This window comes from Streptomyces sp. ME19-01-6, assembly GCF_033793745.1.
GTDB lineage: Bacteria > Actinomycetota > Actinomycetes > Streptomycetales > Streptomycetaceae > Streptomyces.
The window spans coordinates 151,937-176,531 of the sequence record NZ_JARAXF010000020.1; the positions used below are offsets into that span (position 1 = coordinate 151,937).

Annotated in this window: 23 protein-coding genes and 1 pseudogene; 16 read left to right on the forward strand and 8 right to left on the reverse strand. The window is 73.3% G+C overall.

What is annotated here, in order from left to right:
• The first annotated feature begins 167 nt into the window (after positions 1–167).
• From PV419_RS34875 to PV419_RS34890, 4 genes are all read left to right on the forward strand, one after another.
• Positions 168–965: an electron transfer flavoprotein subunit beta/FixA family protein gene (locus tag PV419_RS34875; RefSeq protein ID WP_319695790.1), complete on the forward strand. Its 798-nt coding sequence runs from the start codon at positions 168–170 to the stop codon at positions 963–965.
• Between the two features lie 89 nt (positions 966–1,054).
• The gene (locus tag PV419_RS34880) at positions 1,055–2,017 is read left to right on the forward strand and encodes an electron transfer flavoprotein subunit alpha/FixB family protein (RefSeq protein ID WP_319695791.1); all 963 of its coding nucleotides are present in this window, start codon (positions 1,055–1,057) and stop codon (positions 2,015–2,017) included.
• Between the two features lie 161 nt (positions 2,018–2,178).
• On the forward strand, positions 2,179–3,471 hold the full coding sequence (locus tag PV419_RS34885; RefSeq protein ID WP_319695793.1) for a DUF6986 family protein: 1,293 nt from the start codon (positions 2,179–2,181) through the stop codon (positions 3,469–3,471).
• Positions 3,472–3,591: 120 nt separating this feature from the next.
• Complete coding sequence (locus PV419_RS34890) at positions 3,592–4,983, forward strand: hypothetical protein (protein ID WP_319695795.1); 1,392 nt, start codon at positions 3,592–3,594, stop codon at positions 4,981–4,983.
• 79 nt (positions 4,984–5,062) lie between these two features.
• Here PV419_RS34890 and PV419_RS34895 read toward each other — a convergent pair whose 3' ends face one another.
• Positions 5,063–5,695, reverse strand: a complete 633-nt coding sequence (locus PV419_RS34895; RefSeq protein ID WP_319695797.1) for a GAP family protein — start codon at positions 5,693–5,695, stop codon at positions 5,063–5,065.
• A gap of 196 nt (positions 5,696–5,891) precedes the next feature.
• On the opposite strand from PV419_RS34895, the gene PV419_RS34900 reads away from it, so the two are divergent.
• Entirely contained in the window at positions 5,892–6,278 is a 387-nt protein-coding gene (locus tag PV419_RS34900; protein WP_319695799.1) for an SHOCT domain-containing protein, read from the forward strand.
• A 44-nt stretch (positions 6,279–6,322) separates the two neighbouring features.
• Here PV419_RS34900 and PV419_RS34905 read toward each other — a convergent pair whose 3' ends face one another.
• Together PV419_RS34905 and PV419_RS34910 are read right to left on the reverse strand one after the other, a co-directional pair.
• Positions 6,323–6,739, reverse strand: coding sequence for a hypothetical protein (locus PV419_RS34905; protein ID WP_319695801.1), 417 nt, complete (start codon positions 6,737–6,739; stop codon positions 6,323–6,325).
• 169 nt (positions 6,740–6,908) lie between these two features.
• A complete protein-coding gene (locus tag PV419_RS34910; protein WP_319695802.1) occupies positions 6,909–7,955 on the reverse strand; it encodes a LacI family DNA-binding transcriptional regulator in 1,047 nt (348 codons plus the stop codon).
• A gap of 153 nt (positions 7,956–8,108) precedes the next feature.
• On the opposite strand from PV419_RS34910, the gene PV419_RS34915 reads away from it, so the two are divergent.
• The 3 genes from PV419_RS34915 (at position 8,109) to PV419_RS34925 (ending at position 12,524) form a co-directional block, all read left to right on the forward strand.
• Complete coding sequence (locus tag PV419_RS34915; RefSeq protein WP_319695803.1) at positions 8,109–9,065, forward strand: ROK family protein; 957 nt, start codon at positions 8,109–8,111, stop codon at positions 9,063–9,065.
• Positions 9,066–9,218: 153 nt separating this feature from the next.
• Entirely contained in the window at positions 9,219–11,105 is a 1,887-nt protein-coding gene (locus tag PV419_RS34920; RefSeq protein ID WP_319695804.1) for a serine/threonine-protein kinase, read from the forward strand.
• 384 nt (positions 11,106–11,489) lie between these two features.
• Positions 11,490–12,524 carry an NUDIX hydrolase gene (locus tag PV419_RS34925; protein ID WP_319695806.1) on the forward strand — a complete coding sequence of 345 codons (1,035 nt, stop codon included), beginning with the start codon at positions 11,490–11,492 and terminating at the stop codon, positions 12,522–12,524.
• Between the two features lie 195 nt (positions 12,525–12,719).
• On the opposite strand, the gene PV419_RS34930 is transcribed toward PV419_RS34925, so the two are convergent.
• On the reverse strand, positions 12,720–14,165 hold the full coding sequence (locus PV419_RS34930) for a dipeptidase (protein ID WP_415925442.1): 1,446 nt from the start codon (positions 14,163–14,165) through the stop codon (positions 12,720–12,722).
• Between the two features lie 180 nt (positions 14,166–14,345).
• Here PV419_RS34930 and PV419_RS34935 point away from each other — a divergent pair, with 180 nt between their 5' ends.
• Positions 14,346–15,584, forward strand: coding sequence for a geranylgeranyl reductase family protein (locus tag PV419_RS34935; protein WP_415925438.1), 1,239 nt, complete (start codon positions 14,346–14,348; stop codon positions 15,582–15,584).
• 52 nt (positions 15,585–15,636) lie between these two features.
• Here PV419_RS34935 and PV419_RS34940 read toward each other — a convergent pair whose 3' ends face one another.
• A complete protein-coding gene (locus PV419_RS34940) occupies positions 15,637–16,089 on the reverse strand; it encodes a nitroreductase family deazaflavin-dependent oxidoreductase (protein ID WP_319695810.1) in 453 nt (150 codons plus the stop codon).
• A 131-nt stretch (positions 16,090–16,220) separates the two neighbouring features.
• On the opposite strand from PV419_RS34940, the gene PV419_RS34945 reads away from it, so the two are divergent.
• Entirely contained in the window at positions 16,221–16,916 is a 696-nt protein-coding gene (locus PV419_RS34945) for a TetR/AcrR family transcriptional regulator (protein ID WP_319695812.1), read from the forward strand.
• A gap of 34 nt (positions 16,917–16,950) precedes the next feature.
• Here the strand turns inward: PV419_RS34945 and PV419_RS34950 are convergent, their stop codons facing one another.
• From PV419_RS34950 to PV419_RS34960, 3 genes are read right to left on the reverse strand one after another with little or no spacing between them, the layout of a single operon-like run.
• Positions 16,951–17,820, reverse strand: coding sequence for a biotin-dependent carboxyltransferase family protein (locus PV419_RS34950; protein WP_319695814.1), 870 nt, complete (start codon positions 17,818–17,820; stop codon positions 16,951–16,953).
• Entirely contained in the window at positions 17,817–18,545 is a 729-nt protein-coding gene (pxpB, locus tag PV419_RS34955; protein ID WP_319695816.1) for a 5-oxoprolinase subunit PxpB, read from the reverse strand. The genes PV419_RS34950 and pxpB overlap by 4 nt, the downstream gene beginning before the upstream one ends.
• Positions 18,542–19,309 (reverse strand): 5-oxoprolinase subunit PxpA, encoded by a 768-nt coding sequence (locus PV419_RS34960; RefSeq protein ID WP_319695818.1) that lies wholly within the window; start codon positions 19,307–19,309, stop codon positions 18,542–18,544. Before PV419_RS34960 ends, pxpB begins: the two co-directional genes overlap by 4 nt.
• A gap of 127 nt (positions 19,310–19,436) precedes the next feature.
• On the opposite strand from PV419_RS34960, the gene PV419_RS34965 reads away from it, so the two are divergent.
• From PV419_RS34965 to PV419_RS34990, 6 genes and pseudogenes are all read left to right on the forward strand, one after another.
• Complete coding sequence (locus tag PV419_RS34965) at positions 19,437–20,159, forward strand: GntR family transcriptional regulator (RefSeq protein ID WP_319695820.1); 723 nt, start codon at positions 19,437–19,439, stop codon at positions 20,157–20,159.
• A 132-nt stretch (positions 20,160–20,291) separates the two neighbouring features.
• Positions 20,292–21,014, forward strand: a complete 723-nt coding sequence (locus PV419_RS34970) for a DUF969 domain-containing protein (protein WP_319695822.1) — start codon at positions 20,292–20,294, stop codon at positions 21,012–21,014.
• Complete coding sequence (locus PV419_RS34975) at positions 21,011–21,979, forward strand: DUF979 domain-containing protein (RefSeq protein ID WP_319695824.1); 969 nt, start codon at positions 21,011–21,013, stop codon at positions 21,977–21,979. The genes PV419_RS34970 and PV419_RS34975 overlap by 4 nt, the downstream gene beginning before the upstream one ends.
• Before the next feature lie 36 nt (positions 21,980–22,015).
• Positions 22,016–22,660, forward strand: coding sequence for a pyroglutamyl-peptidase I (pcp, locus tag PV419_RS34980; protein WP_319695867.1), 645 nt, complete (start codon positions 22,016–22,018; stop codon positions 22,658–22,660).
• A gap of 46 nt (positions 22,661–22,706) precedes the next feature.
• Positions 22,707–22,940 (forward strand): annotated as a pseudogene (locus PV419_RS34985) (DUF2891 family protein); the annotation flags it as partial.
• A gap of 112 nt (positions 22,941–23,052) precedes the next feature.
• The gene (locus tag PV419_RS34990) at positions 23,053–24,585 is read left to right on the forward strand and encodes a hypothetical protein (RefSeq protein ID WP_319695826.1); all 1,533 of its coding nucleotides are present in this window, start codon (positions 23,053–23,055) and stop codon (positions 24,583–24,585) included.
• Positions 24,586–24,595: the final 10 nt, after the last annotated feature.

The following is a 24,595-nucleotide window of genomic DNA, read 5'->3' on the forward strand; positions in this document are numbered from 1 at the left end:
GTTCAACCGGGTTGCCTACGGGGAACGAGCTGGATGTACTGACGAGTAATATTTCGATCGGTGCAGGGGCCGCCCCGGTCGCCGACCGGCCGGAATCCGCACCCGAAGGCGCCTATGCTGCCTGCACAAGGCAGCTGACGAAGAGACGATGCAGTGGGAGAGCCGGCGTGAGCTTGAGGATCGTTGTCTGTGTGAAGTACGTGCCCGACGCCACCGGCGACCGGCACTTCGCCGAAGACTTGACCGTCGACCGCGACGACGTGGACGGCCTGCTCTCCGAGCTGGACGAGTACGCGGTCGAGCAGGCCCTCCAGATCGCCGAGGAGCGCCAGCGGGAAGGGGCTGACGCCGAGATCACCGTCTTGACCGTCGGCCCCGAGGACGCCAAGGACGCGCTGCGCAAGGCGCTGTCCATGGGTGCCGACAAGGCCGTCCACGTCGAGGACGACGACCTGCACGGCACGGATGTGCTGGGCACCTCGCTGGTGCTGGCCAAGGCCATCGAGAAGACCGGCTACGACCTGGTCGTCTGTGGCATGGCCTCCACCGACGGCACCATGGGCGTGCTGCCCGCGTTGCTGGCCGAGCGCCTGGGCGTCCCGCAGGTCACGCTGCTGTCGGAGGTCTCGGTCGAGGACGGCACCGTGAAGGGCCGCCGGGACGGGGACACCGCGAGTGAGCAGCTGGAGGCGTCGCTGCCCGCCGTCGTATCCGTGACGGACCAGTCGGGCGAGGCCCGTTACCCCTCCTTCAAGGGCATCATGGCCGCCAAGAAGAAGCCGGTGACCTCCTGGGACCTGGAGGACCTGGAGATCGAGGCGGACGAGGTCGGCCTGGAGGGCGCCTGGACCGCGGTCGACAGCGCCGCGGAGCGCCCGGCCCGCACCGCGGGCACGATCGTCAAGGACGAGGGCGAGGGCGGCAAGCAGCTCGCCGCCTTTCTCGCGGAGCGCAAATTCGTTTGATGCAGCCTGGCCGGTCAGAAGTTCATCTGACCCGGCCGCGCCCGACGCACCGCCAACCGCCCGCATTTTTCCGCAGGAGATCGATTCCCATGGCTGAAGTCCTCGTCTATGTCGACCACGTGGACGGCGCCGTCCGCAAGCCCACCCTGGAGCTGCTGACCCTGGCCCGCCGGATCGGCGAGCCGGTGGCCGTCGCTCTCGGCAACGGTGCCGCCGACACCGCCGCCACGCTCGCCGAGCACGGCGCGGTGAAGGTGCTCACGCACGACGCCCCGGAGTACGCCGACTACCTCGTCGTACCGAAGGTGGACGCGCTGCAGGCCGCCTACAAGGCCGTCTCCCCGGCCGCCGTGCTGGTGCCCTCCTCCGCCGAGGGCAAGGAGATCGCCGCCCGCCTGGCCGTCCGGATCGACTCGGGCATCATCACCGACGCCATCGACCTGGAGGCCGGTGACGAGGGCCCGGTCGCGACCCAGTCGGTGTTCGCGGCGGCGTTCACCACCAAGTCCCGGATCACCAACGGCACCCCGGTCATCACCGTCAAGCCCAACAGCGCGGCCGTGGAGGCCGCCCCGGCCGCCGGTGCCGTCGAGGCGCTGTCCGTGACCTTCTCGGACCAGGCCGGCGGCACCAAGGTCACCTCGCGCACCCCGCGCGAGTCCACCGGCCGCCCGGAGCTGACCGAGGCCGCGATCGTGGTCTCCGGCGGCCGCGGCGTCGGCGGCGCGGAGAACTTCCCCCTCGTCGAGGCGCTGGCCGACTCGCTCGGCGCCGCCGTGGGCGCCTCGCGCGCCGCGGTGGACGCGGGCTGGTACCCGCACACCAACCAGGTCGGCCAGACCGGCAAGTCGGTCTCCCCGCAGCTGTACATCGCCACCGGCATCTCCGGTGCGATCCAGCACCGGGCCGGCATGCAGACCTCCAAGACCATCGTGGCCATCAACAAGGACGCCGAGGCCCCGATCTTCGACCTCGTCGACTACGGCGTCGTCGGCGACCTCTTCGAGGTGGTCCCGCAGCTGACCGAGGAGATCAAGACCCGCAAGGGCTGACACCTCGCCGGACGGCCCCCGTGTGCGGACGACGCGCCGCACGCGGGGGCCGCGTGCGTGTCCGGGGGTGTTGACCTGCGATCGAGCCGCGGATAACTTCACTTTACGGATTATGGATTCCGCAGTGCGGAAAGGTTGGCGGCGCGATGGAAGGTACGAGGATGGGGCAGCAAGAGACGTTCGCGACCAGTCTTCCCGGCGCCGTACGTGACGGGATCGCCGCCTCCCTCGCCGGCGTCGACGCCGAACTCGCCCGCCGCTACCCCGGCGACCCCGGCACCCGCCAGCCCGTCCACACCGTCTACGTCCCCGCCGACCTCTTCACCGCGGGCACCGTCCGCGACTGGGGCGACCAGGCGCTCGCCGCGCTCGACGCATACGCCCCCGCCCCCGCGGCGCTGGCCGCCGTCCTCGGCATCCAGGACGACCTCGCCGAGCCGGTTTACGCGCGGGTGCGCGCCAAGCTGGCGCGCGAGCCCATCGAGGACCTGCGCGTCGACTTCGAGGACGGCTACGGCCCGCGTCCCGACGCCGAGGAGGACGCCGCGGCCGCCCGCGCGGCCGCCCTGGTCGCCGCCGCCGTCGCGGAAGGCGCCGCGCCGCCGTACATCGGCATCCGCATGAAGTGCATGGAATCCGCCGTCCGTGACCGCGGCATCCGCACCCTCGACATCTTTCTCACCGGGCTGATGGACGCCGGAGGCCTGCCGGGCGGACTCGTCCTCACCCTGCCGAAGGTCACCTACGCCGAGCAGATCACCGCCATGGTCCGGCTGTGCGAGGCGTTCGAGCAGGCGCACGGCCTGGCCGCGGGCCGGATCGGCTTCGAGATCCAGATCGAGACCACCCAGGCCGTTCTCGGCCCTGACGGCCGCGCCACCGTCGCCCGCATGATCGACGCCGCCGACGGCCGGGCCACCGGGCTGCACTACGGAACCTTCGACTACAGCGCCTCCTGTGGGGTCAGCGCCGCCCACCAGTCCATGGACCACCCCGTCGCCGACCACGCCAAGGCCGTCATGCAGGTCGCCGCCGCCGGCACCGGCGTCAGGCTCTCCGACGGCTCGACCAACGTGCTGCCCGTCGGCTCGGCCGAGCAGGTCCACGAGGCCTGGCGGCTCCACCACCGCCTGGTGCGACGGTCGCTGGCGCGCGCGTACTACCAGGGGTGGGACATGCACCCCGGCCATCTGCCGACCCGTTACGCCGCCGTCTACGCCTTCTACCGGGAGGGCCTGCCCCAGGCCGCGGCCCGCCTGGCCGCGTACGTCAACCGCGTGGACGGCGCCGGGGGCGCCATCGCCGACGAACCGGCCACGGCCAAGGCCCTCAGCGGCTACCTGCTGCGCGGCCTGGACTGCGGAGCGGTGGACGGCGAGGAGGTGGAGCGGCTGACCGGCCTGGACCGCGCCACTCTGGACACCTTGTCGGGCCGGGCTCCCGCCACGAGCTGACCTCGCGGGGCCGGGCTCCCGCCACGAGCCGACCTCGGCCGCACGGGTTCACGCCGCATGAGTTCACTCTGACGCCTCACCCGGGATGCGCTGCCGCCGGGGAAGGCGGGAGATGTTGTCATGACCGGCGCCCCCGACCAGTCACCGGGCAGCCCCCCGCCGCCGAATCCGCCGAATCCGCCGAATCCGCCGAAGCCACCGCACGACCACTCCGCCGCGGGGGCGGGCGGCGGCCGGGTGCGCCATCCCGCGGCCCGGGGGTTCGGAGGCGTCGCCAGGAGCGCCGCGTCGGGGTTGCTGATCTCGCTCGCCTGTCTGCTCGTACCGGTGTCCCTGGTGTCGGTGTGGCTCCACGACGTCGTCCTCGACACCGACCGCTACGTCGCGACGGTCTCTCCGCTCGCGAAGGACCCGGCCATCCAGGACGCCGCGCTGCGGCATGTCCGCCGGGCCCTGGACGCCCGCCGCAGCGGCCGGGACCTCACCTCGGACATCGCTTCCTGGCTGCGCCGCCAGGGGCTTCCGCCGACGGCCGCCGACGCCGTCGAGGGGCTCGGGCCCAAGCTGGACCCGGCCGTCGACCAGGCGTTGACGAGGGTGGCGGCGCACGTCGTGCGCGGCGACCAGTTCCCGGCGGTGTGGGTCGGCGCCAACCGGGCCGCCCACTCCGCTCTCGTCCACGTGCTCACCGGAGAGGGGCACGGGCCGGTCGGAGTGAAGGGCGACACCGTGACCCTGGACATGGGCGCGGCCGTCGAGAAGGTCAAGCGGCAGCTGCTGAACGCCGGACTCCCCTCGGCGAGCGCCATCCCCGACGTCGACCGGCGCATGGTCCTGTTCCACTCCGCCCAACTGGGCCGGGTCAGATCCGGGGCGCGCCTGCTGGACCTGGCCGGCGCCTGGCTGCCCGGGCTGACCGCGCTGCTCGGCACATCCGGCGTCCTGCTCGCGCGCCGGCGCCGTGGCGCCCTGGCCCGCGCCGCGCTGGGGACCGCCGTCATCTCTCTCGCCCTGGCCGCGGGCATGGCCGTCGCCCGCCGGTACTGCCTCGACCACCTGCCGCCGAGCGTGCTGTCCCAGGCGGCCGCGGCGGCCGTCTGCGACACGCTGCTGCGCGGATTGTGGATCACCGTCCGCACCACGGGCGTGCTCGGCCTCGTCGTCGCGTCGGGCGCCTACCTGGCGGGGCCGGGCCGACTGCCCCGCGCGGCGCGCGAGGGCGCCGATCGCGCCGCCGACGCCGCCGCGCGCTGGAGCGCGGCCCGCGGGCTGCGCACCGGGCGGGCCGGCACCTGGGCCGCGGGCCACCGCCGGGGGCTGACGTTCGGGGTGCTGCTGCCGACGGTCGCCGCGTTCGGCGCCTGGAACCACCCCACCGTCCTGACGGTGCTGTTCCTGATGCTGGTCCTGGTGGCCGCGCTCGCGGCGATCGCGCTGCTGGCCGCGACCGGCCGCGTGCCCCGGAGCCGCGCGCCCCGGCCCCGGGCACCCACCGGGCGGGGCAGCCGGTAGCCAGGGCCGCCTCCTCCGAGCGTCCGTAATTCCGGACGGCCGAAGCACAGCCGCTGCTCGGCAGCGGGGACAAGCCCTACTAGGGGGTGAGGACGAGGACGATGAAGAGCAGACAGGTGGCGATGGTGACCACCCAGCTGTGCGAGGTCAGCCACTCCCGGACCCGGGGCATGGCCCGCCGCCCGCGCGCGCCGGCGAAGACATAGACCAGCAGTGGCAGCGCCGCGACCAGTACGGTCAGGCCGATGAACGGCAGCGCCGCCGCCACACCCGCGCCGTGCTGTTCCAGGGACGCCCCCACAGTCAGCATGACCACGATGTCGGACGGCATGACCAGGATGACCAGGAGGCCGACGGTGAAGGCCTTCCCGGGCCCCGCCTCCATCAGCGAGCCCAGCCACTTCGGCGGCTCGGCCGTCTCCCGCTTCACGTACGCCTTCACCGCCGCGAACGCCAGCAGCGCCACCAGCACGATCTGCACGACCGTCCCGGCCGATCCGGGCTCGGACGGGCTGCCCGGCTCGACCACCTTGCCCAGCAGCGCGAAGATCCCCCGGGTGATCGTGACCCCCGCCGCCGTCGCGACCGCCACCCCGAGGAGGAACGCCAGGGAGACCCGCACGGGCCGCGGCGCCGTCACCAGGATGACGGCGGACACGATCTGCGGCCCCGCCATCATGGTGACGGCGAGCGGCAGAATCTGCAGGTCCATGGGCTGCCCTCTCCGGCCTCCGGCTCGCGACGACTTCGCTTTCCCCAGACGAGTTCACTTCCTCCATTCGTACGCGCCTGTGCCCCTACGGCATCCGGTGCTGCGCCGACCGGGGCCGAGGTCGCCGTACGCTTGGATTAGTCGGCCCCGGTGGGAGCCTTCGTCGGCATCGCCGGGCGCGTCCGATGGGAGGCGGATGATGGACTATCCATTGCTGAACGTGTTCATGACCACACTCTGGGTCTTTCTGTGGATCCTGTGGTTCATACTGCTCTTCCGCGTGATCGGCGACCTCTTCCGCGATGACTCGATGAGCGGCTGGGCCAAGGCGGGCTGGTGCTTCTTCGTCGTCGTTCTGCCCTTCCTCGGCATCTTCGTGTACCTGATCGCACGGGGCCGCGGGATGGGCGAGCGCGAAGGGCAGGCGGCCCTGAAGGCGGAGGCGGATCTGAAGGAGTTCGTGCGCGAGACCGCCGCGACCGGTCATGCCACGGAGCTCACCAAGCTCGTGGAGCTGAAGGACCACGGCGACATCACCACCGAGGAGTACGAGCGCGCCAAGGCCAAGGTGCTCGCGGCCTGAGCTCGCGGCCCGCGTTCGCGGCGTGAGGGTGGCCACCGCGGCGCTCAGTACCGCACCGCCGCGCCGATCTGCGCTGTGGGGTGGCCGCTGAGCTTGCGGTGGCTGCGCGCGGTGGCCTTCTTCGACGAGCGGGGCTGGACCGAGGAGACCGTCAGAACGGTCACATCGAGCAGACTCCCCTTCTCATCGCGGAAGTTCACCTCCACGGCGTACTTCGCCGCGCTGTCCTTCTTGTTGGTCACGGTGATCGGTGCGACGGCGTGACCGTCATGGGCGATCGAGACGGTGCCGGCCTTCACATCGCCCTTGGCTTTCACACCGTTCTTGATCTTGTCCAGCTCGGCCTTCGCGGAGGCGGTCGCCGAGGCGATGGCCTTGGAAGCCCGGGAGGCCGTGGACGAGCCACCGCCGTTCGAACACCCGGCGGACACCAGCACCGTGGCCGCCACCAGGCTTCCCACACAGAGCGTCCGTACCCGGCACCAGACCATCGTGCCTCACCTCGTCCCGTCCGCACCGTCTCGCGGAGTGCCGCACCGTACAAAGTGCTCCCGTCGGACCCACCCTGACGGCAGAAGGACGCCGCGGCGACCCGGATGGTCCATCCGGGGGCCGGGGCCGGGAAGGCGGTTACGCGGCCGGCGGCGACTCGCCGGAGCCGCGGGCGATCAGGCGGGTCGGCAGAACCACCCGCTGCGGCTCGCCCCCCGACCCGTCGAGGCGGCGGAAGAGCAGGTCCGCGGCGGTATGGCCGAGTTGGGCCGAGTCCTGGGCGATCACGGTGATGCCGGGGGAGAGGAGATCGGCGAGCTCGAAGTCGTCGAAGCCGACGAGGGCCACCGGTCCGGGGCGCCCGGCGAGGACCCGTACGACGGTGACCGTCACGCGGTTGTTGCCCGCGAACAGGGCGGTGACCGGCTCCGGAGCCTCCAGCATCGCGCCGGCCGCCGCCCGTACCCGCTCGGGGTCGGTGGGGCCGCGGGACACCCAGGCGTCGTCGACCGGCAGCCCGGCCTCGGCCATCGCCGCCCGGTAGCCGCGCAGCCGCTCCTCAGCGGTGTGGATGCCCGGCTGGTCGCCGAGGAAGCCGATCCGGCGGTGGCCGTGGGCGATCAGATGGGCGACCCCGTCCCGCGCGCCGCCGAAGCTGTCGGAGAGCACGGCGTCGGCGTCGATACGGCCGGCCGGGCGGTCCACGAACACCGTGGCGACGCCCGCGGCTATCTCCGGGCCCAGGTAGCGGTGGTCACGCCCGGCCGGGATGACGACGAGGCCGTCGACCCGCCGGGCGCACAGGGCGAGCACGAGCTCCTGCTCGCGCTCGGGGTCCTCGGCGCTCGAACCGTTGATCAGCAGGGCGCCGTGCGTGCGGGCGACCTCCTCGACGGCGCGGCTGAGGGGCCCGTAGAACGGGTCGGCGAGGTCTTCGAGGACCAGTCCGATGCTGGCGGTGCGGCCCTTGCGCAGAATGCGGGCGCTGTCGTTGCGGCGGAAGCCGAGCGCGGTGATGGCCTCCTGGACGCGCCGTTCGGTGTCGGGCGTGACCCCCGGCTCGCCGTTGACCACTCGCGAGACCGTCTTCAGACCGACCCCGGCGCGCGCGGCGACGTCCTTCATGGTGGGGCGGGTGCCGTAGCGGCGCGAAGTGGTGGCGGTGCCCGGAGCGGTATCGGTCACGGTGCGCTTGTCCCGTCGCTGGTCTTTCGCTGGCCGTCCGCTGGTGGTCGTGCGGAAGGGTGTCCGAGCATAGCCCCTGGACAACGTTGTCAACGGCAGGGAAGACTGTGGCCTCACAGCGATACGTCTAGGTCTGCCGGGGAGTCGACTCATATGCCACGTGACCTCATCGCCGCACTGGACATCGGCGGAACCAAGATCGCGGGTGCCCTGGTGGACGGCAGCGGCAAGCTGGTCGTACGGGCCAGGCGCGCCACCCCCGCCCAGGAGTCCGGTCAGACCGTGATGCGTGAGGTCACGGCGGTGCTCAACGAGCTGTCGGGCACCGCGCAGTGGTCGCGGGTCGCCGCGGTCGGAATCGGCAGCGCGGGCCCGGTCGACGCCTCCGTCGGCACCGTCAGTCCCGTCAACATCCCCGGCTGGCGCGACTTCCCCCTGGTCGCCGGGGTCCGGGAGACGGTCGGCGAACTGCCGCTCACGCTGGTCGGCGACGGGGTGGCGATGACGGCGGCCGAGCACTGGCAGGGCGCGGCGCGCGGGCGTACGGGCGCGCTGTGCATGGTGGTGTCCACGGGCGTCGGCGGCGGCCTGGTGCTGAACGGCCGGCTGTACCCGGGCCCCACGGGGAACGCCGGGCACATCGGCCACATCAGCGTGGACCTCGACGGCGACCCGTGCCCGTGTGGCGCGCGCGGCTGCGTCGAGCGCATCGCCAGCGGCCCCAACATCGCCCGCCGGGCTCTGGAGGGCGGCTGGCGCCCCGGCCCGGGCGGCGACACGAGCGCCGCGGCCGTGGCCGCCTCGGCCCGGGCCGGCGACCCGGTCGCGCGGGCCTCCTTCGAGCGCGCCGCGCAGGCGCTGGCCGCGGGGATCGCGGCCACCGCGACGCTCGTCGAGATCGAGGTGGCCGTGGTCGGCGGCGGGGTGGCGGGCGCCGGGGACGTGCTCTTCACACCCCTGCGGCGTGCGCTGCGCGACTACGCGACCCTGTCGTTCGTGGCCGGCCTTGAGGTCGTCCCCGCGGAGATGGGCACGGACGCCGGACTGGTCGGCGCCGCCGCGGCGGCCGCCCAACACGCCCGACTGGACGGCTTTGGCAGCCCTTCTTAGGACTCGTCGCCTCCCGGGCGCTTCGAGCCCGCGAATGCCGATTCGACTGGGCCTGCACGCCCGGGAGTTGAGCGGGACTGTCGGCGCTTGCCCCTAAGCTGTTGCGTGACCACGGCTTACAAGGGGGACTGAGGCACGGTGTCACCGGGGGACATGAGCGGGGACCTGACCGGCAAGCTGCTGGGCGGTCGGTACCGCGTGACCGGCACGCTCGGCCGGGGCGGCATGGGCGTGGTCTGCAAGGCCGTCGACGAGGTGCTGGGCCGGGAGGTCGCGGTCAAGGTGCTGCGCGCCTACACCGACTCCTCCGGGCCCGAGCTCGCCGATCTGCGCGTCCGGATGCAGCGGGAGGCCCGGGCCGCGGCGCGGATCCGGCACTCCGGTGTGATCACGGTGCACGACGTGACGGAGGAGAGCGGGCTTCCGGTCATCGTCATGGAGCTCGTCGACGGCCGGTCGCTGGATAACCTGATAGACGAGCAGGGCGTCGTGGAGCCCCTGGAGGCCGCGGCGATCGGCGCGAAGGTGGCCGACGCCCTCCGCGCGGGCCATCAGGTCGGCGTGCTGCACCGGGACGTGAAGCCGGGCAATGTGCTGCTCGACCACGACGGCCGGGTCGTCCTGACCGACTTCGGCATCGCGAGCATGGAGGCGCCGGGCGACGACGCGACCACCAAGCTGACCCGCAGCGGCGAGCTGATCGGCTCGCTGGACTATCTCGCGCCGGAGCGCGCCCAGGGCCAGGAGCCCGGCCCGGCCTCGGACGTCTGGGCGCTCGGCATGACGCTGTACGCGGCGGTGGAGGGCTCGTCCCCGTTCCGCCGTACGTCGGTGTGGTCGACGCTGACGGCGATCGTCACCGAACCGCTTCCCGAGCCGAGGCGGGCCGGGCCGCTGACGCCGGCCCTGCACGCGATGATGGACAAGGACCCGGCGGCGCGGCCGTCCGCGGCCCAGGCAGGGGCGATGCTGCAGGCCGTCGCGGCGGGGGAGGATCCCCGGGCCGCCGCGGGGTGGGCCGGGCGGACGCCGACGGCGCCGGATGTGCTGGCCTCCGCGGCGCCGCCGCGTATACGGCCCGGTGATCCGTCCGCCGGCCCGCCGCTCGGCCCGGGGCCCGCCGAGCCGCAGCCCTCCACCCCGCGGCCCTCCGACTCGCAGCCTTCCGCCTCTCAGGCGCCCATTCCGCCGTCCTCCCCCCTGCTGTCCTCGGCCCCGCCCGGCTTCGGGCCGCCGCAGGCCCCCGAGGAGCCGCTGGTGAGCGGCGGGGCTCCGGACGGCGGGGCGCCGCCGCGGCCCGGTCATCGGCCCGGTCGTAAGAAGGCGCTGATCGCGGCCATGGTCGTCGCCGTTCTGCTCGCCGGGGGAGGCGTGACATACGCGCTCGTCGGCGGCGACGGCGACAAGACCGCGGCCGGGCGTCAGGAGGACACATCGGGGCCCCCTTCCCACTCCGCTTCACCGGACGGCGGGAAGACCGGGGACAAGGGCGGCGCGGACGGCAAGGACGGCGAGGACGGAAAGGAAGACAAGGGCGACAAGGGCGGGAAGAAGACCGTGGAGCCCTCGGGCTCCGGTTCCCCGTCCGCCTCGGAGGAGCCCGGCGGCAGCAAGAACAGCGCGTCCGGAGGCTCGGGCGGCGGCTCGGACGATGGCAAGGACGGCGGGAGCGACGGGACTTCGGATGGAGGCGGAGGCGGGGACCAGGGCGGCTCCGCCGGCGCGGGCGGTGGCGGCTCGGCGGACCCCGACCCCTCGCCGGTCTGCCATGACGTCGGCGCCGGGAAGTACAACTGCGAGGTGTGGCGCACCGCCACGTCGTACACGGCCGCCGGAGAGCCGGTCGGCACCCTCAACCAGGGCCTGAACTACTTCTACTGCCAGCAGAACCTGGGCCGCCGGGAGACCTATGGCGAGTGGACGAACGTGTGGTGGGCCAAGACGGACGACGACAGCGGCAACACCAACGTGTTCATCAGCGACGTCTACATCAAAGGCGGGGACAACGACCAGCCCCTCCCCGGGCTGCCCGTGTGCTGACGGGCTCCGCCCAGCCCCGTGGTCGCTGGTCACGCCGTCCCGGCGTCGGTGGTCACCGGCCGGACGGTCGTCGCGCAGCCGAGGGCGGCCGTGAACGCCTAGGACCGATCCGGCCGAAGCAGGAACCCGCCCAAAGCAGGTGGTCTCTCACTCCGAGAATCCACCGTCAGACGGGGAATCCTCGGCCTCAGGCCGACGGAGGAGGTCAATGCCTCGCGGGCCGCACCCTCGGCGCGAGCAGGGGCTGAAGGCCCGCGCGGCGGTGCGCTGAGGGCCTGCGCCGCCGCCCCGGGCGCGGCGCGATCCGTCACTCCCCGGCCCCCGGGCGTTTTCGCGACAGGGTGATGCGGGCAACTGACAGGGGGCGATGGAATAGGGGGAAATGTGATCGTCTGGCTGAACGGTGCGTTCGGCGCGGGCAAAACCACCGCGGCCCGCGAATTGGTGGACTTCTTGCCCGGCAGCACGTTCTACGACCCGGAGCTGGTCGGCGACGGCCTGCGCATGATGCTGCCGCGCAAGCGCCTTGACGAGGTGTCCGACTATCAGGACCTGCCGTCCTGGCGGCGGCTGGTCGTGGACACCGGCGCGGCGCTGATCGCCGAGGTCGGTGGACCGCTGGTGGTGCCGATGACAGTCCTGAGGCAGGAGTACCGCGATGAGATCTTCGGCGGCTTCGCGGCCCGGCGCATCCCCGTGCGGCATGTGCTGCTGCACACCGATGAAACGATACTGCGCGAGCGAATAGCGCAGCGCGAGGCCATACCTGGCGACGCGGACTCCGGCGAATCCGTCCGCCGCTGGTGCCTGGACCACCTGGCGCCCTATCGCTCGGCCCTGCCGTGGCTCGTCGACGACGCGTACGTCGTGGACACCACCGGGCTCACGCCGCGGCAGATCGCCGAGCAGATCGCCGACGCCGTTCGCGACGGCGCCGGCAGCTGCGACATCGTGCAGACCCCGGAGCCCAGGGCCGAGACCCTGGCGGCCGGGGTTCTGCTCTTCGACGAGGACGACCGGGTGCTGCTCGTCGACCCCACGTACAAGCCCGGCTGGGAGTTCCCCGGCGGCGTTGTCGAGACCGGCGAGCCGCCCACCCGGGCCGGCGTCCGAGAGGTGGTCGAGGAGCTGGGCCTGCGGCTGGCCGAACCGCTGCGGCTGCTGGTCGTCGACTGGGAGCAGCCCTGCCCGCCCGGCTACGGCGGCCTGCGGCTGCTCTTCGACGGCGGACGGCTGACCGCCCAGGCGGCCCGCGAGGTCCTGCTCCCGGCGTCCGAGCTGCGCGGCTGGCGCTTCGTCACGGAGGGGGAGGCCGCTGAGCTGTTGCCTCCGGTACGGCTGAGCCGACTGCGCTGGGCGCTACGGGCCCGGGAGCAGGGGCGCCTCCTGTACCTCGAGGCGGGCACCCCGACGGGCTGAGCAGCGGGAGCGTTTGCCGGCTCGGGGCGGCGACCCGGCCTGGTTCGGTCCGCGCTGGATCGGTTCCCCGGGCCGGGCGGGGCCTGGTGGCCATGGCCCCGCTGGGCCGGGGGCATGGCGCCGGCCCAGGAGACGCCCGGCGTACGGCATCGCGCGGAGGCCGGGGGCTTGCCCCTGTTTCGGGAAGGGGCGGGGCTACCGCGTTGTGCCGGTCACCGCCTCCGCGGCTTCGGCAGCCTCGTTTGCGTAACCCCGCAGGAACAGCGCCTCCGCGAGCGAGAGCCGCTCCAGCTCCTCCGGCGAGACGCTCTCGTTGACGGCGTGGATCTGCGCGTCCGGCTCGCTCAGCCCGATCAGCAGGATCTCCGCCTCCGGGTAGAGCGCGGCGAGCGTGTTGCACAGCGGGATCGAGCCGCCCGCGCCCGCGATCGCCATCGCCTGCCCGTCGTACGCCGCGCTCAGGGCGCGCCCCATCGCCGCGTACGCCGGGCTGGCGGTGTCCGCACGGAACGGCTGGCCCTGGCCGACCTGCTCGACGGCGACCCGCGCGCCCCATGGCGCGGCGGACTGCAGGTGGGCGGTCAGCAGCTTCGCCGCCCGGCTCGCGTCCACGCCCGGCGGTACCCGCAGGCTCACCGCCGCCCGCGCGCTCGCCTGCACCGAGGGGGTGGCGCCGACGACCGGAGGGCAGTCGATGCCCACGACGGTGACCGCGGGACGGGCCCAGACTCGGTCGGCGACCGTGCCCGAGCCGATCAACTCGACTCCGTCCAGCACCTTGGCGTCCTTGCGGAAGTCTTCTTCCGGATACTGGAGTCCGTCCCAGGTCGCGTCCGCCGTCAGGCCCCGGACGGTCGTGGAGCCGTCCTCGGCCCGCAGTGAGTCCAGGATGCGGATCAGCGCGGCGAGCGCGTCCGGGGCGGCGCCGCCGAACTGGCCGGAGTGCAGATTGCCTTCCAGGGTGTCCACCCGGACCCGCAGCAGCGCCATGCCGCGCAGCATCGCGGTGACCGTCGGCAGCCCGCCGCGGAAGTTGCCGGTGTCGCCGATGACGATCGCGTCGGCGGCCAGCAGCTCGGGGTGCGCCTCCGCGTAGCGCTCCAGGCCCCCGGTGCCCTGCTCCTCCGAGCCCTCCACGATCACCTTGACGTTCACCGGGATCCCGCCGTGCTCCCGCAGCGCGCGCAGCGCGGTGAGGTGCATGATCAAGCCACCTTTGCAGTCGGCGGCGCCGCGCCCGTACCAGCGCCCGTCGCGCTCGGTCAGCTCGAAGGGCGGGGAGATCCAGGCGGCCTCGTCCAGCGGCGGCTGGACGTCGTAATGCGCGTAGAGCAGCACCGTCGGGGCCCCGGCCGGGCCGGGCAGAAAGCCGTACACCGACTGGGTGCCGTCGGGAGTGTCCAGCAGGGCCACGTCCGTGAACCCCTCGGCGCGCAGCGCGTCGACGACCCACCGCGCGGCGGCCTCGCACTCGCTCTTAGGGAACTGCGCCGGGTCCGCGACCGACTTGAAGGCCACGAGTTCGGCCAGTTCGGCCTTGGCGCGGGGCTGCAGCGCGGCGACCGTGGCGGCGATCGCCCGGCGGTCGGCCGGGGCGGTGGCCGCGGGGCCGTCGGGCCGGGCGTGCGGTGCCTGCTCCATGAGGGGACGCTCCTGTGGGATGCGCGCGATGGCACGGATGTACGACTGCATGACTTGATGGTGGTGCTGCCGATCATCCCATAGCGGGGTCACCCCCAGGTGAGCCGTAGGATGCGACGGTGGCCCGCGGCGGTGGCGGCGCAGGGCGATCAGGTCGGTCGAGTGGGAGCGGAAGCACACGTGAGCAGCGACAACGCGGCCCGGAACGGGGCCTCCCCGGCAGAGCCGGCAGAGCCGGCAGACGAGTCGGTATGGGACGTCGTCGTGGTGGGGGCGGGCCCGGCGGGTGCCTCCGCCGCCTACGCCGCCGCCTGTGCGGGCCGCCGGGTGCTGCTGCTGGAGAAGGCCGAGCTGCCGCGCTACAAGACGTGCGGCGGCGGCATCATCGGCCCCTCGAGGGACGCGCTGCCGCCGGGCTTCGAACTCCCGCTCCGTGAGCGCGTACACGCCATAACGTTCTCGCTGAACGGCAGGCTGACCCGCACCCGCCGTTCCAAGCAGGCCCTGTTCGGGCTGATCAACCGGCCCGAGTTCGACGCCGGGCTGGTCGAGGCCGCCAAGGACGCGGGCGCCCGGGTGCGCACCGGCACCGCGGTGGCGCGCGTCGAGCAGCACGGCCCGTCCGTGCCCGACCGGCGCACTGTGGCCGTGGTGCTCGCGGACGGCGAGACCGTGCTGGCCCGGGCCGTGGTCGGCGCGGACGGCAGCGCCAGCCGGATAGGCGCCCATGTCGGGGTCAAGCTCGACCAGGTCGACCTCGGCCTGGAGGCGGAGATCCCGGTGCCGCCGACCGTGGCCGAGGACTGGTCGGGCCGGGTGCTCATCGACTGGGGCCCCCTGCCGGGCAGTTACGGCTGGGTCTTCCCCAAGGGCGACACCCTGACGGTCGGGGTGATCTCGGCCCGTGGCGAGGGCGCCGGGACCAAGCGTTATCTCGAGGACTTCATCGCCCGGCTCGGGCTGGCCGGCTTCGAGCCGAGCATCTCCTCGGGCCATCTCACCCGCTGCCGCTCCGACGACTCGCCGCTGTCCCGCGGCCGGGTGCTGGTGTGCGGGGACGCGGCGGGGCTGCTGGAGCCGTGGACCCGGGAGGGCATCTCCTTCGCGCTGCGCTCGGGGCGGCTCGCGGGGGAGTGGGCGGTGCGGATCGCGGAGGCTCACGACGCGGTCGACGCCCGGCGTCAGGCGCTGAACTACGCCTTCGCGATCAAGGCGGGGCTCGGGGTGGAGATGGGGGTCGGGCGACGGCTGTACTCGGTGTTCGCGCGCCGCCCCGGAATGTTCCACGCGGCGCTCACGGGCTTCAGGCCGGCGTGGCGGGCGTTCACGAAGATCACGCGCGGGACGACGACGCTCGCCGAGATCGTCCGCACCCACCCGGCGGCGCGGCGGGCGCTGACCGCGTTCGACCGCGGATAGCGGCGCGGGCGGCCCGACCCGTGGGTGGCCCCGCGTTCCCGCCGCCGACTGCTCACGCGTCGGTGGTGGTGATGCGGAACACCGGGTGGAGCGGGGAGATCCGCGCCAGTTCGTCGTCCGAGGACTTCGCGGTCACCCCGTCGAAGAAGCTCTTCACCTCCCAGCCCCAGCGGTCGAGGTAGGCGCGCAGCGCCTCGGTCTTCTCCGCGCCCTCCGGCAGCTCGATGGCGGTGAAGGTCTGCTTGCGGCGCCCGAGCTGCAGTCGGCCGCCGCCCGCCGCCCGCATGTTGCGCACCCACTGGGAGGCGCCGCGGGGGGAGACCAGATAGCGCTCGTCGTTCAGCGACAGCGGGTTGACCGGCACCCGTCGCCATTCACCGGACTTCCGGCCGACGACGGACAGTTCGGCGGTGCCGAAGAAGCTCACCCCGCGCCGTGCGAGCCAGCTCATGGTGGCGTTCATGGCGCCGTCGAACCGGCTGGGCTTGATGTGGTGCTCCGACATGGTGTCCTCCTGTGCTCCATTTCGAGAGCGGTGCTCTCGCTTGAAATCAGTGTGCATGAAGCAGCGCGCCGTCGCAAGAGCACTGCTCTCGTTATTGGCCGGTGCTCCATCCAGATGAGAGACTGTCTGCCATGAGTGCGATCCGAGGGGCCAGGGAACGGGCCCGTACCGAAGTGACCGCCGCCATCAAAGAGGAGGCGCGCAGCCAGCTCGCCCGCGAGGGAGCGGCGAAGCTGTCGCTGCGCGCCGTCGCCCGTGAGCTCGGCATGGTCTCGTCCGCCCTCTACCGCTACTTCCCGAGCCGCGACGACCTGCTGACCGCGCTCATCGTGGACGCGTACGACGCCCTCGGCGCCGCCGCCGAAGCGGCCCTGGCGAAGGCGGACGGCCAGGAGCCCGTGGAGCGGTGGAGCGCGGTCTGCCGGGCCGTACGGGAGTGGGCGCTGGCCCATCCGCACGAGTACGCGCTGATCTACGGCTCCCCGGTGCCCGGCTACTCCGCGCCCCAGGACACCATCGTGCCCGCCTCCCGCGTGGGCCTCGCCCTGCTCGCCATCGCGGGCGACGCGCACGCCGCGGGCGCCCTGCGCGTCCCCGGGGAGGCCGAGGTGCCCGAGGCGGTGCGGGAAGACGCGCGAGTGCTGGCCGGGACCCTGGGGATCGAGCTGCCCGACGCGGCGCTCGCGGGGCTCATCGCGGCTTGGGCGCAGCTGTTCGGCCTGGTCAGCTTTGAGCTCTTCGGCCAGTTCAAGGGCATCGTCGAGGCGCGTGAGGAGTTCTTCGCCCAATCGGTGGCGACCCTCGGCCGCACGGTCGGCCTCCCCTAGATGTGCCGCTTCGAGTACTGCTCAGTGCGGGTGTCTACCGGGCCCGGCGTGGCGCGAAGCGCACCACCGTGCCCGGGACGGCCTGGGCGGCCGCGGCGAGATGGGGCTCGGGGACGACGCCGACGACGGGGTAGCCGCCGGTCGTGGGGTGGTCGGCCAGGAACAGCACCGGGAGGCCGTCCGGCGGGACCTGCAGCGCGCCCAGGACCATGCCCTCGCTGGGCAGTTCGCCGTCCCTCGCACGCTCCAGCGGGGGCCCCTCGGTGCGCAGCCCGATGCGGTTGCTCGCGGCCGACACCCGGAACTCGCCGGTCGTCAGGGTGCGCAGCGCCCCGGGGGTGAACCAGTCGTCGCGCGGGCCGAGCGCGACCGGCAGGACCAGCTCGCGCGGCGGCCCCGGGCAGGGCGCCGCGTCCACGGCCGGTGCCGGGCCGTACGGCGCGCCCAGTCGCAGCACCGCACCGTCGGCGAGCGGGGGCGGGCCGAGCCCGGAGAGCAGGTCCGTGGAGCGGCTGCCGAGCACCTGCTCGGCCGCCACGCCGCCGCCGAACGCCAGATAGCTGCGTACGCCGTGGGCGGCCGCGGCCACCTCCACCAGCGCGCCCGCCCGCACCCGCACGGGCGCGCCCCACGCGGCGGGGTGGCCGTCGACGGTGACCGGGCAGGGCGCGCCGGTGACCGCCACCGTCGCCTCCCGGCGCAGCCGTACGGCGCAGCCGGTGAGCGTGGTCTCCAGGGCCGCGGCCCCTTCGCGGTTGCCCACCAGGCGGTTGGCGAGCCGCAGGGCGGGCTCGTCGAGCGCCCCGGAGCGCGGCACGCCGAGGTGGGCGTGGCCGACCCGGCCGAGGTCCTGGACGGTGGTCAGCGCGCCGGCCCGCACCACCGCGAAGGCGCTGTCCGTCATGCGGAAGTCCCCTTTCGTGCGGACTGTTTCCACGCCCCTATGGGCTGCTCCGTTGTCTCCTGGGGCTGTTCCGCCGCTCCGGCGGGTCGCTCCGGTACGAAGCGGACGCGCGTGCCGGGGGACAGGAGCGCGGCCGGGGCGCGCGCGGTGTCCCACAGCACCGCGTCGGTGGTGCCGATCAGCTGCCAGCCGCCGGGGGAGGAGCGCGGGTAGACGCCGGTGTACGGGCCCGCGAGCGCGACCGAGCCGGCCGGGACCCTGGTCCGCGGGGTGGCGCGGCGCGGCACGTGGCAGCGCTCCGGCAGGCCGGTCAGATAGCCGAAGCCGGGGGCGAAACCGCAGAAGGCGACCCGGAATTCGGTGCCCGAGTGGATGCGCGCCACCTCCTGCGGGGCCACCCCCCACAGCTCGGCGACATCGGCCAGGTCCGGGCCGTCGTAGCGGACCGCGATCTCGACGGTGGTGCCGTAACCGCCGGCCGGCGGGGGGATCTCCCACCGGGCCACCTCGGCCGCGAGGCGGCGCGGGTCGGCCACCCCGTCCAGGAGGACGGTGCGCGCCGCGGGCACGATCTCCCGCACCGCGGGCAGCGTCCGGGCCTCGGCGCGGCGCAGCAGCTCGGCGTGGAGGGCCAGGGCGGCCTCGCCGGAGTCCACTTCCAGGAGCAGCGCGTGGTCCCCGACCGGCAGGCCGCGCACGCGGACTCGCCCGCCGGAGCCGGTCATGCGAACGGCTCCACGCGCACGCCGATGCCCTCCAGCTCGGCCCGGACCCGGCGGGCGATGTCGGCGGCCCCGGGGGTGTCGCCGTGGACGCACAGCGACCGTACGTCCACCGCGACCGGCCGGCCGTCGATCGAGGTCACCGATCGGTCGCGGGCGAAGGTGAGGGAGCGCTCGACGACGGTGCCCGGGTCGGTGACGACGGCGCCGGGCTCGCCGCGGGGGACCAGCGTCCCGGCCGCGGTGTAGGCGCGGTCGGCGAACCCCTCGCGCACCACGGGCAGTCCGGCCGTGCCGGCCGCCTCGTGCAGCCGGGAGCCGGGCAGCCCCAGGACGGGCAGCGGCGCGTCGGCGGCCAGCCGTATGCCCTCGACGACGGCGGCGGCCTGGGCCTCGTCGTGTACGCAGCGGTTGTACAGCGCGCCGTGCGGCTTGACGTAGGCCACGTCCGCCCCCGCGGACCGCGCGAACACCCGCAGGGCGCCGATCTGGTAGGCGATCTCGTCGGTCAGCTCGCGCGGCGGCACGTCCATGGTGCGGCGGCCGAAGCCCGCGAGGTCCCGGTAGGAGACCTGGGCCCCGATGCGTACACCGCGCGCGGCGGCCAGCTCGCACACCCGGCGCATGGTCGAGGGGTCGCCGGCGTGGAAGCCGCAGGCGACGTTGGCGCTGGTGACGACGGACAGCAGGGCGTCGTCGTCGGTGAGCTGCCAGCGGCCGAAGCCTTCGCCGAGGTCGGCGTTGAGATCGATGGTGAGGTCCGCCATGGCATGACAACGTAGGCGATCGTTGAACGATCCGACAAGAAGAATGTTGTTCCGGTGTGGACTCTGGGATTGACTTCTCGCCATACGGGATTCACAAGAGGCGAATAAGCCAACAAAAGGAGTAAGGGTGAAAAACGGGGCGGATCGGCGTCTCGCGGAGGTGTCCGCACTGGCCGAGTTGGAGGGCGACCGGGCGTTGCTGGGGCGGACGAGCACCGCCGAGCGCGTCGCGGACGTCCTGCGCGACCGCATCGCCGAAGGGTTCTTCCCGCCCGGCACCCGGCTGTCCGAGGACAGCGTCAAAGGGGCGCTCGGCGTCTCGCGCAACACCCTCAGGGAGGCGTTCCGTCTGCTCACGCACGAGCGGCTGCTGGTGCACGAGCTCAACCGGGGCGTGTTCGTCCGCGTTGTGACGGTGGAGGACCTGCTCGACATCTTCCGGGTGCGCACGCTGGTGGAGTGCGGCGCCGTACGCGGCCTCGGGGAGCCGCCGTACCCGCTGGAGGCGGTCGAGTCGGCCGTCCTGGCCGGGGAGCGCGCCGCGCAGGCGCGGGCCTGGCAGGACCTGTCCACCGCCAACATCCGCTTCCACCAGGGGGTCGTGGCGCTCGCGGGCAGTCCGCGCGCCGACGAGCTGATGCGCGGCGTGCTGGCCGAACTCCGCCTCGTCTTTCACGTCATGGGCGACCCGCGCCGCTTCCACGCGCCGTATCTGATCCGCAACCGGCAGATCCTGGAGGTGCTGCAGTCCGGGGACGCCGCCGAGGCCGAGCGGCTGCTCGCCTCCTACCTCGAGGACTCCCGGCTCCAGTTGGCCGAGGCCTACGCGCAGCGCGTTTCCGCGTCGTAAACGATCCCGGAGACCCGAAGACAAGGAACAACTGCGTATCGAAGCCTTGTCGGATCGTTCAACGATCGCCTAGCCTCCGGTGCATTCTTCCTCACGGCTCCCGTGAGGTCCTGCTCACGGAAGGCGGGACGCATGATCGTTCTCCTCGGCGTCCTGGTGGTGGTCCTCGGATTCGCCACCCGACGCAACCCGTTGCTGGTGGTCGGGGTCTCCGGCATCGTCACCGGGCTGCTGGGCAAGCTTTCGCCGCAAGAGGTCCTCGCGGCCTTCGGCAACGGCTTCGCCTCCAGCCGTTCGGTGACGATCTTCGTCATCACCCTCCCGGTCATCGGCCTCCTGGAGCGCAACGGACTCCAGGAGCAGGCCCGCGTTCTCATCGGCCGGCTCGGCAAGCTCACCGCCGGCCGCTTCCTCGCCCTCTACCTGGGACTCCGTCAGCTCACCGCGGCCTTCGGCCTCACCAGCATCGGCGGTCCCGCGCAGAGCGTGCGGCCCATGGTCGCGCCGATGGCCGAGGGGGCCGCCGAGCGCCGCCACGGCCCGCTGCCCGAGCGGGTGCGCGAGCGCGTCCGCTCGTACGCCGCCAGCGCCGACACCGTCGGCCTCTTCTTCGGCGAGGACTGCTTTCTCGCCATCGGCTCGATCCTGCTGATCACCGGCTTCGTCAACACCACCTACCACACCCACCTGGAGCCCCTGCAGCTGGCGCTGTGGGCGATCCCCACCGCCGTGTGCGCCTTCCTCATCCACGGCGCACGGCTGCTGCGCCTGGACCGCACCCTGGACCGCGACCTGGCGGCTGCGGCCTCCCGCTCCGCCGAGGCCGGCGGCCGCACCCCGGAGGATGCCAAGTGATCAAGGTCGAGTGGTTCTACTGGCTCGTCGGCGCCGTCTTCCTCGCCATGGCCGCACAGATGGCGGTCGACCGCAGCAACCCCAAGCGCCTTGGCTCCGCGGCCTTCTGGGGCCTGCTGGGCGGATGCTTCCTCTACAGCACCTGGGTGGTGAAGAAGCAGGCACCGGCCGAGCCGCTGGGCGTCGCCGTGCTGGTCATGGTCTGCCTGGCGGGCTTCGGCCGCACCGGGCGCGGCACCCCGCGCACCACCACCGCCGAGCAGCGCTCCGCGCTCGCCGCGCGGCTGCGCGGCAAGCTGTTCATCCCCGCCCTCACCATCCCCGTCGTCGCGGTGGTCTGCGCCTCCGCCCTCAAGCACTGGCGCGTCGGCGGCGAGCCGGTCCTCGAGCCGGGCAGTGAGACCGTCCTCGGCCTCGGCTTCGGCGCCGTCGCCGGGCTCGTGGTCGCCATGCTCGTGGTCCGCGAGCGCAACGCCGCCGTGCCGCTGCACGCCGGACGCGGTCTGCTGGAATCCATGGGCTGGGCGCTGCTGCTGCCCCAACTGCTGGCCGTGCTCGGCTCGATCTTCCAGGTGGCCGGGGTCGGCACCCAGGTCGGCAAGATCACCGAACAGCTGCTGCCGGACGGCCAGAAGTACGTCGCCGTGGCCGTCTACTGCGTCGGCATGGCCCTGTTCACCACGATCATGGGCAACGCCTTCGCCGCGTTCCCGGTGATGACCGCCGCCATCGGCTGGCCCGTGCTCATCCAGCAGATGCACGGCGAACCCGCGGTCGTCCTCGCCGTCGGGATGCTGGCCGGCTTCTGCGGCACCCTCGTGACCCCCATGGCCGCCAACTTCAACCTCGTGCCCGCCGCGCTGCTCGAACTCAAGGACCAGTACGGGCCCATCAAGGCCCAGATCCCCACCGCCGGGGCGCTGCTGGCCTGCAACATCGTCATCATCTCGCTCTTCGCCTTCTGAGGGGCCCGCGTGACCCCAGTGACCCCAGTGATCCCCGTGACCCGCGTGCTCCTCACCGGCTTCGAGCCCTTCGGCGGCGAAGACGTCAATCCCTCCTGGCAGGCCGTCTCGCTGGTCGCCGCCAAACCCCCGCCCGGCATCCAGGTCACCGCCGCCCGGCTGAGCTGTGTCTTCGGCACGGCGCTCGAAGAGCTGGCCGCCGCGGTGGAGCAGGCCGACCCCGACCTGGTGCTGTGCGTGGGACAGTCCGGGAGCCGCACCGGCATCAGCGTGGAACGCGTCGCGATCAATGTGGACGACGCCCGCATCCCCGACAACGCCGGCCGGCAGCCCGTCGACGAGCCGGTCGTCGCGGGCGGCCCCGCCGCGTACTTCGCAGCCCTGCCCGTCAAGGCGTGCGTCGCGGCGGTGCGGGCGGCCGGAATTCCCGCCTCCGTGTCCCAGACGGCCGGCACCTTCGTGTGCAACCACGTCTTCTACGGGCTCGCCCACCTGATCGCCACCCGCAGGCCCGCCCTGCGCGGCGGATTCGTCCATGTCCCGTACGCCCCGGAGCAGGTCGTCGACCGCGCCGAGCCGTCGCTGCCCGCCGACACGGTGGCGCAGGCCCTGCGGGCGATCATCACCACGGCCGTGACCACCCGCGAAGACCTCCGAGTCGCCGAGGGAGCCACCCATTGAGCGCGCCGTACACCCCGCTCGGCGATCCTTCCACCGAACTCGCCGAGCCGACCCGCAGATCGGCCATCTCATCGGGCTCACGCTCAGCAGGGCCGCCGCGCTGCGCCGGCTCGCCGCGGCGCTGCCCGAGGGCGACCCGCGCGGCCCCGTCCTGGTGTCGGCGGCCGAGGACCACCTCGCCGCCGGGCCGCCGCGCGTGGTCTCCGGAGACTTCACCGGCGACCACTGGCTCGCCACCTTCGCGGCGCTCGCCCTGGACGGCGGCCCGCACGGCGGCTGACGGGCCCGCACGGCGGCGGGGCGACGCGTCGTAGACTGATGGATCGGTCCGCGCGCCTGGCCGCTCCGCGCCGTTTCGTCCGTTGTCGGTGCGAGCGCCTAATCTGTGCGACGTGACTTCTCCACCGTCTGGAGCCGCCGCGCCCCAGCTCAACGGGTACGCCGGGGCCGCACGCCCGGCCCCGGGTCCGGCCGCCGACGAAGGCCTGGCCCGGCGGCTGCGCGCGCTCGCCTGCACCGCGCCGCTGCACGACCTCGACGCGCGCAAGGGCAGCCTGGCGGGCGAGTACTCGGTGTACGCGATGGCGGAGGTCGCCCTCGCCGCCATCGACCTGGTCACGCTCAACATGGACTTCGACACCGGCGCCGACCACGACCAGATAGTGGCCAGGCTGCTGCCCCGCATCGCCGCGCAGGCCCCGGGCCGGCCCACCGCCGAGCACGAGCGCGTCGCCCGCTGGGTGCTGGAAAACCTGATCAACGTCGGCAGTGTGGACCGCGGCTTCCGCGCCGCGTACGGCACGTTCGGCCCCGACGGCGTCTATGTGCGCCGTGATTACGACTTCAAGCTGGTCGAGGAGGTGCCGGGGCCCGGCGGCAGCGTCTATCTGCGCACCACCGACGAGGCGGTCAACGTCCTGGTCGGCGCGCTCGACACGGACGTGACCAGCGCCCAGATCGCCGCCGAGGTGAAGCTGGAGGTGCTGGTCAGCCGCGGCCGCCTCGCCGACGCCCAACTCGCCGCCGAACAGGCCCGCTACCGCACCGTGCAGTACTCCGAGACGCTGCGCCGCACCCTCGACGCCACCCGGCGCAACGTCCGCGCCGTCGACTGGCTGCGCACGGTCCCCGACCTGATCAGCGAGGCCCTGGACCACGTCGCCGACCGCTACCGCCATGAGAACGCGATCCTGACCAACATCCGCAAGGCCCGGGACGAGGCGGAGAGCGCCGAGAACAAGCGCCGCGCCGCCGAGCTCGTCGACATAGTCAAGGACTGCATCCGCCGCCACACCCAGCTGCAGTCCCGGCTGCTGGAGGCCGGGCCGCTCTTCCGTGCCGAACAGGACCGCCAGGCCTTCGCCACACCGGCCGCACACGCCGGACTCGACCTGTACGGGCAGCTCCTCGCGCCCCTCCTGCCGCTCCCCATGGACCGCGCCCTCCGCGTCACCGACGCCTTCTTCGCCCGAGGCACGGGGCTGCGCACCCCGACGTCCGTGCGCGTCGGCGACCTCGTGGACATGCTGCTGACCCCGCCCGTGGAGCGCGAGCACCTGGGCGCGGAAATGCCCGAGCCGGACCTGATCGCCACCCCCGACGACAGCCGCTTCAGCGAGGAGCAGCTGGCGGCCGCCATGCAGCTGCTCGACCTCCCGGCCGACGCCCCCCGCCGGCTCTCCGGCCTCCTGGCCGAGGCCCGCCGCCGCGACCCCGAACTTCCGTACCTCGTCGCCCTGCTGGCCGTCCACGCCGCGAGCCCGCCCGTCGGCACCGCCTACCGCCAGGGCGAGGAGCGGCTGCTGTTCGCCGTCGACGACGGCACCGAGCTGGACGACCCGGAGTTCGGCGGCGCCGACCTGATACTGGGCATGGCGCTGCTGGACGCGGCGGGGATGGCGGCGGACCGCGCGGAGGTGGCGTAGTGCGCGCGTC

Coding starts and splice junctions, on each gene's coding strand:
- PV419_RS34915 (WP_319695803.1), top strand. CDS start 8,109: ATGCCACGTGACCTCATCGCCGCACTGGACATCGGCGGAACCAAGATC.
- pxpB (WP_319695816.1), bottom strand. CDS start 18,545: ATGACCGGCTCCGGCGGGCGAGTCCGCGTGCGCGGCCTGCCGGTCGGG.
- PV419_RS34885 (WP_319695793.1), top strand. CDS start 2,179: ATGGGGCAGCAAGAGACGTTCGCGACCAGTCTTCCCGGCGCCGTACGT.
- PV419_RS34945 (WP_319695812.1), top strand. CDS start 16,221: ATGAGTGCGATCCGAGGGGCCAGGGAACGGGCCCGTACCGAAGTGACC.
- PV419_RS34890 (WP_319695795.1), top strand. CDS start 3,592: ATGACCGGCGCCCCCGACCAGTCACCGGGCAGCCCCCCGCCGCCGAAT.
- PV419_RS34970 (WP_319695822.1), top strand. CDS start 20,292: ATGATCGTTCTCCTCGGCGTCCTGGTGGTGGTCCTCGGATTCGCCACC.
- PV419_RS34895 (WP_319695797.1), bottom strand. CDS start 5,695: ATGGACCTGCAGATTCTGCCGCTCGCCGTCACCATGATGGCGGGGCCG.
- PV419_RS34940 (WP_319695810.1), bottom strand. CDS start 16,089: ATGTCGGAGCACCACATCAAGCCCAGCCGGTTCGACGGCGCCATGAAC.
- PV419_RS34920 (WP_319695804.1), top strand. CDS start 9,219: ATGAGCGGGGACCTGACCGGCAAGCTGCTGGGCGGTCGGTACCGCGTG.
- PV419_RS34960 (WP_319695818.1), bottom strand. CDS start 19,309: ATGGCGGACCTCACCATCGATCTCAACGCCGACCTCGGCGAAGGCTTC.
- PV419_RS34930 (WP_415925442.1), bottom strand. CDS start 14,165: ATGGAGCAGGCACCGCACGCCCGGCCCGACGGCCCCGCGGCCACCGCC.
- PV419_RS34950 (WP_319695814.1), bottom strand. CDS start 17,820: ATGACGGACAGCGCCTTCGCGGTGGTGCGGGCCGGCGCGCTGACCACC.
- PV419_RS34900 (WP_319695799.1), top strand. CDS start 5,892: ATGATGGACTATCCATTGCTGAACGTGTTCATGACCACACTCTGGGTC.
- PV419_RS34880 (WP_319695791.1), top strand. CDS start 1,055: ATGGCTGAAGTCCTCGTCTATGTCGACCACGTGGACGGCGCCGTCCGC.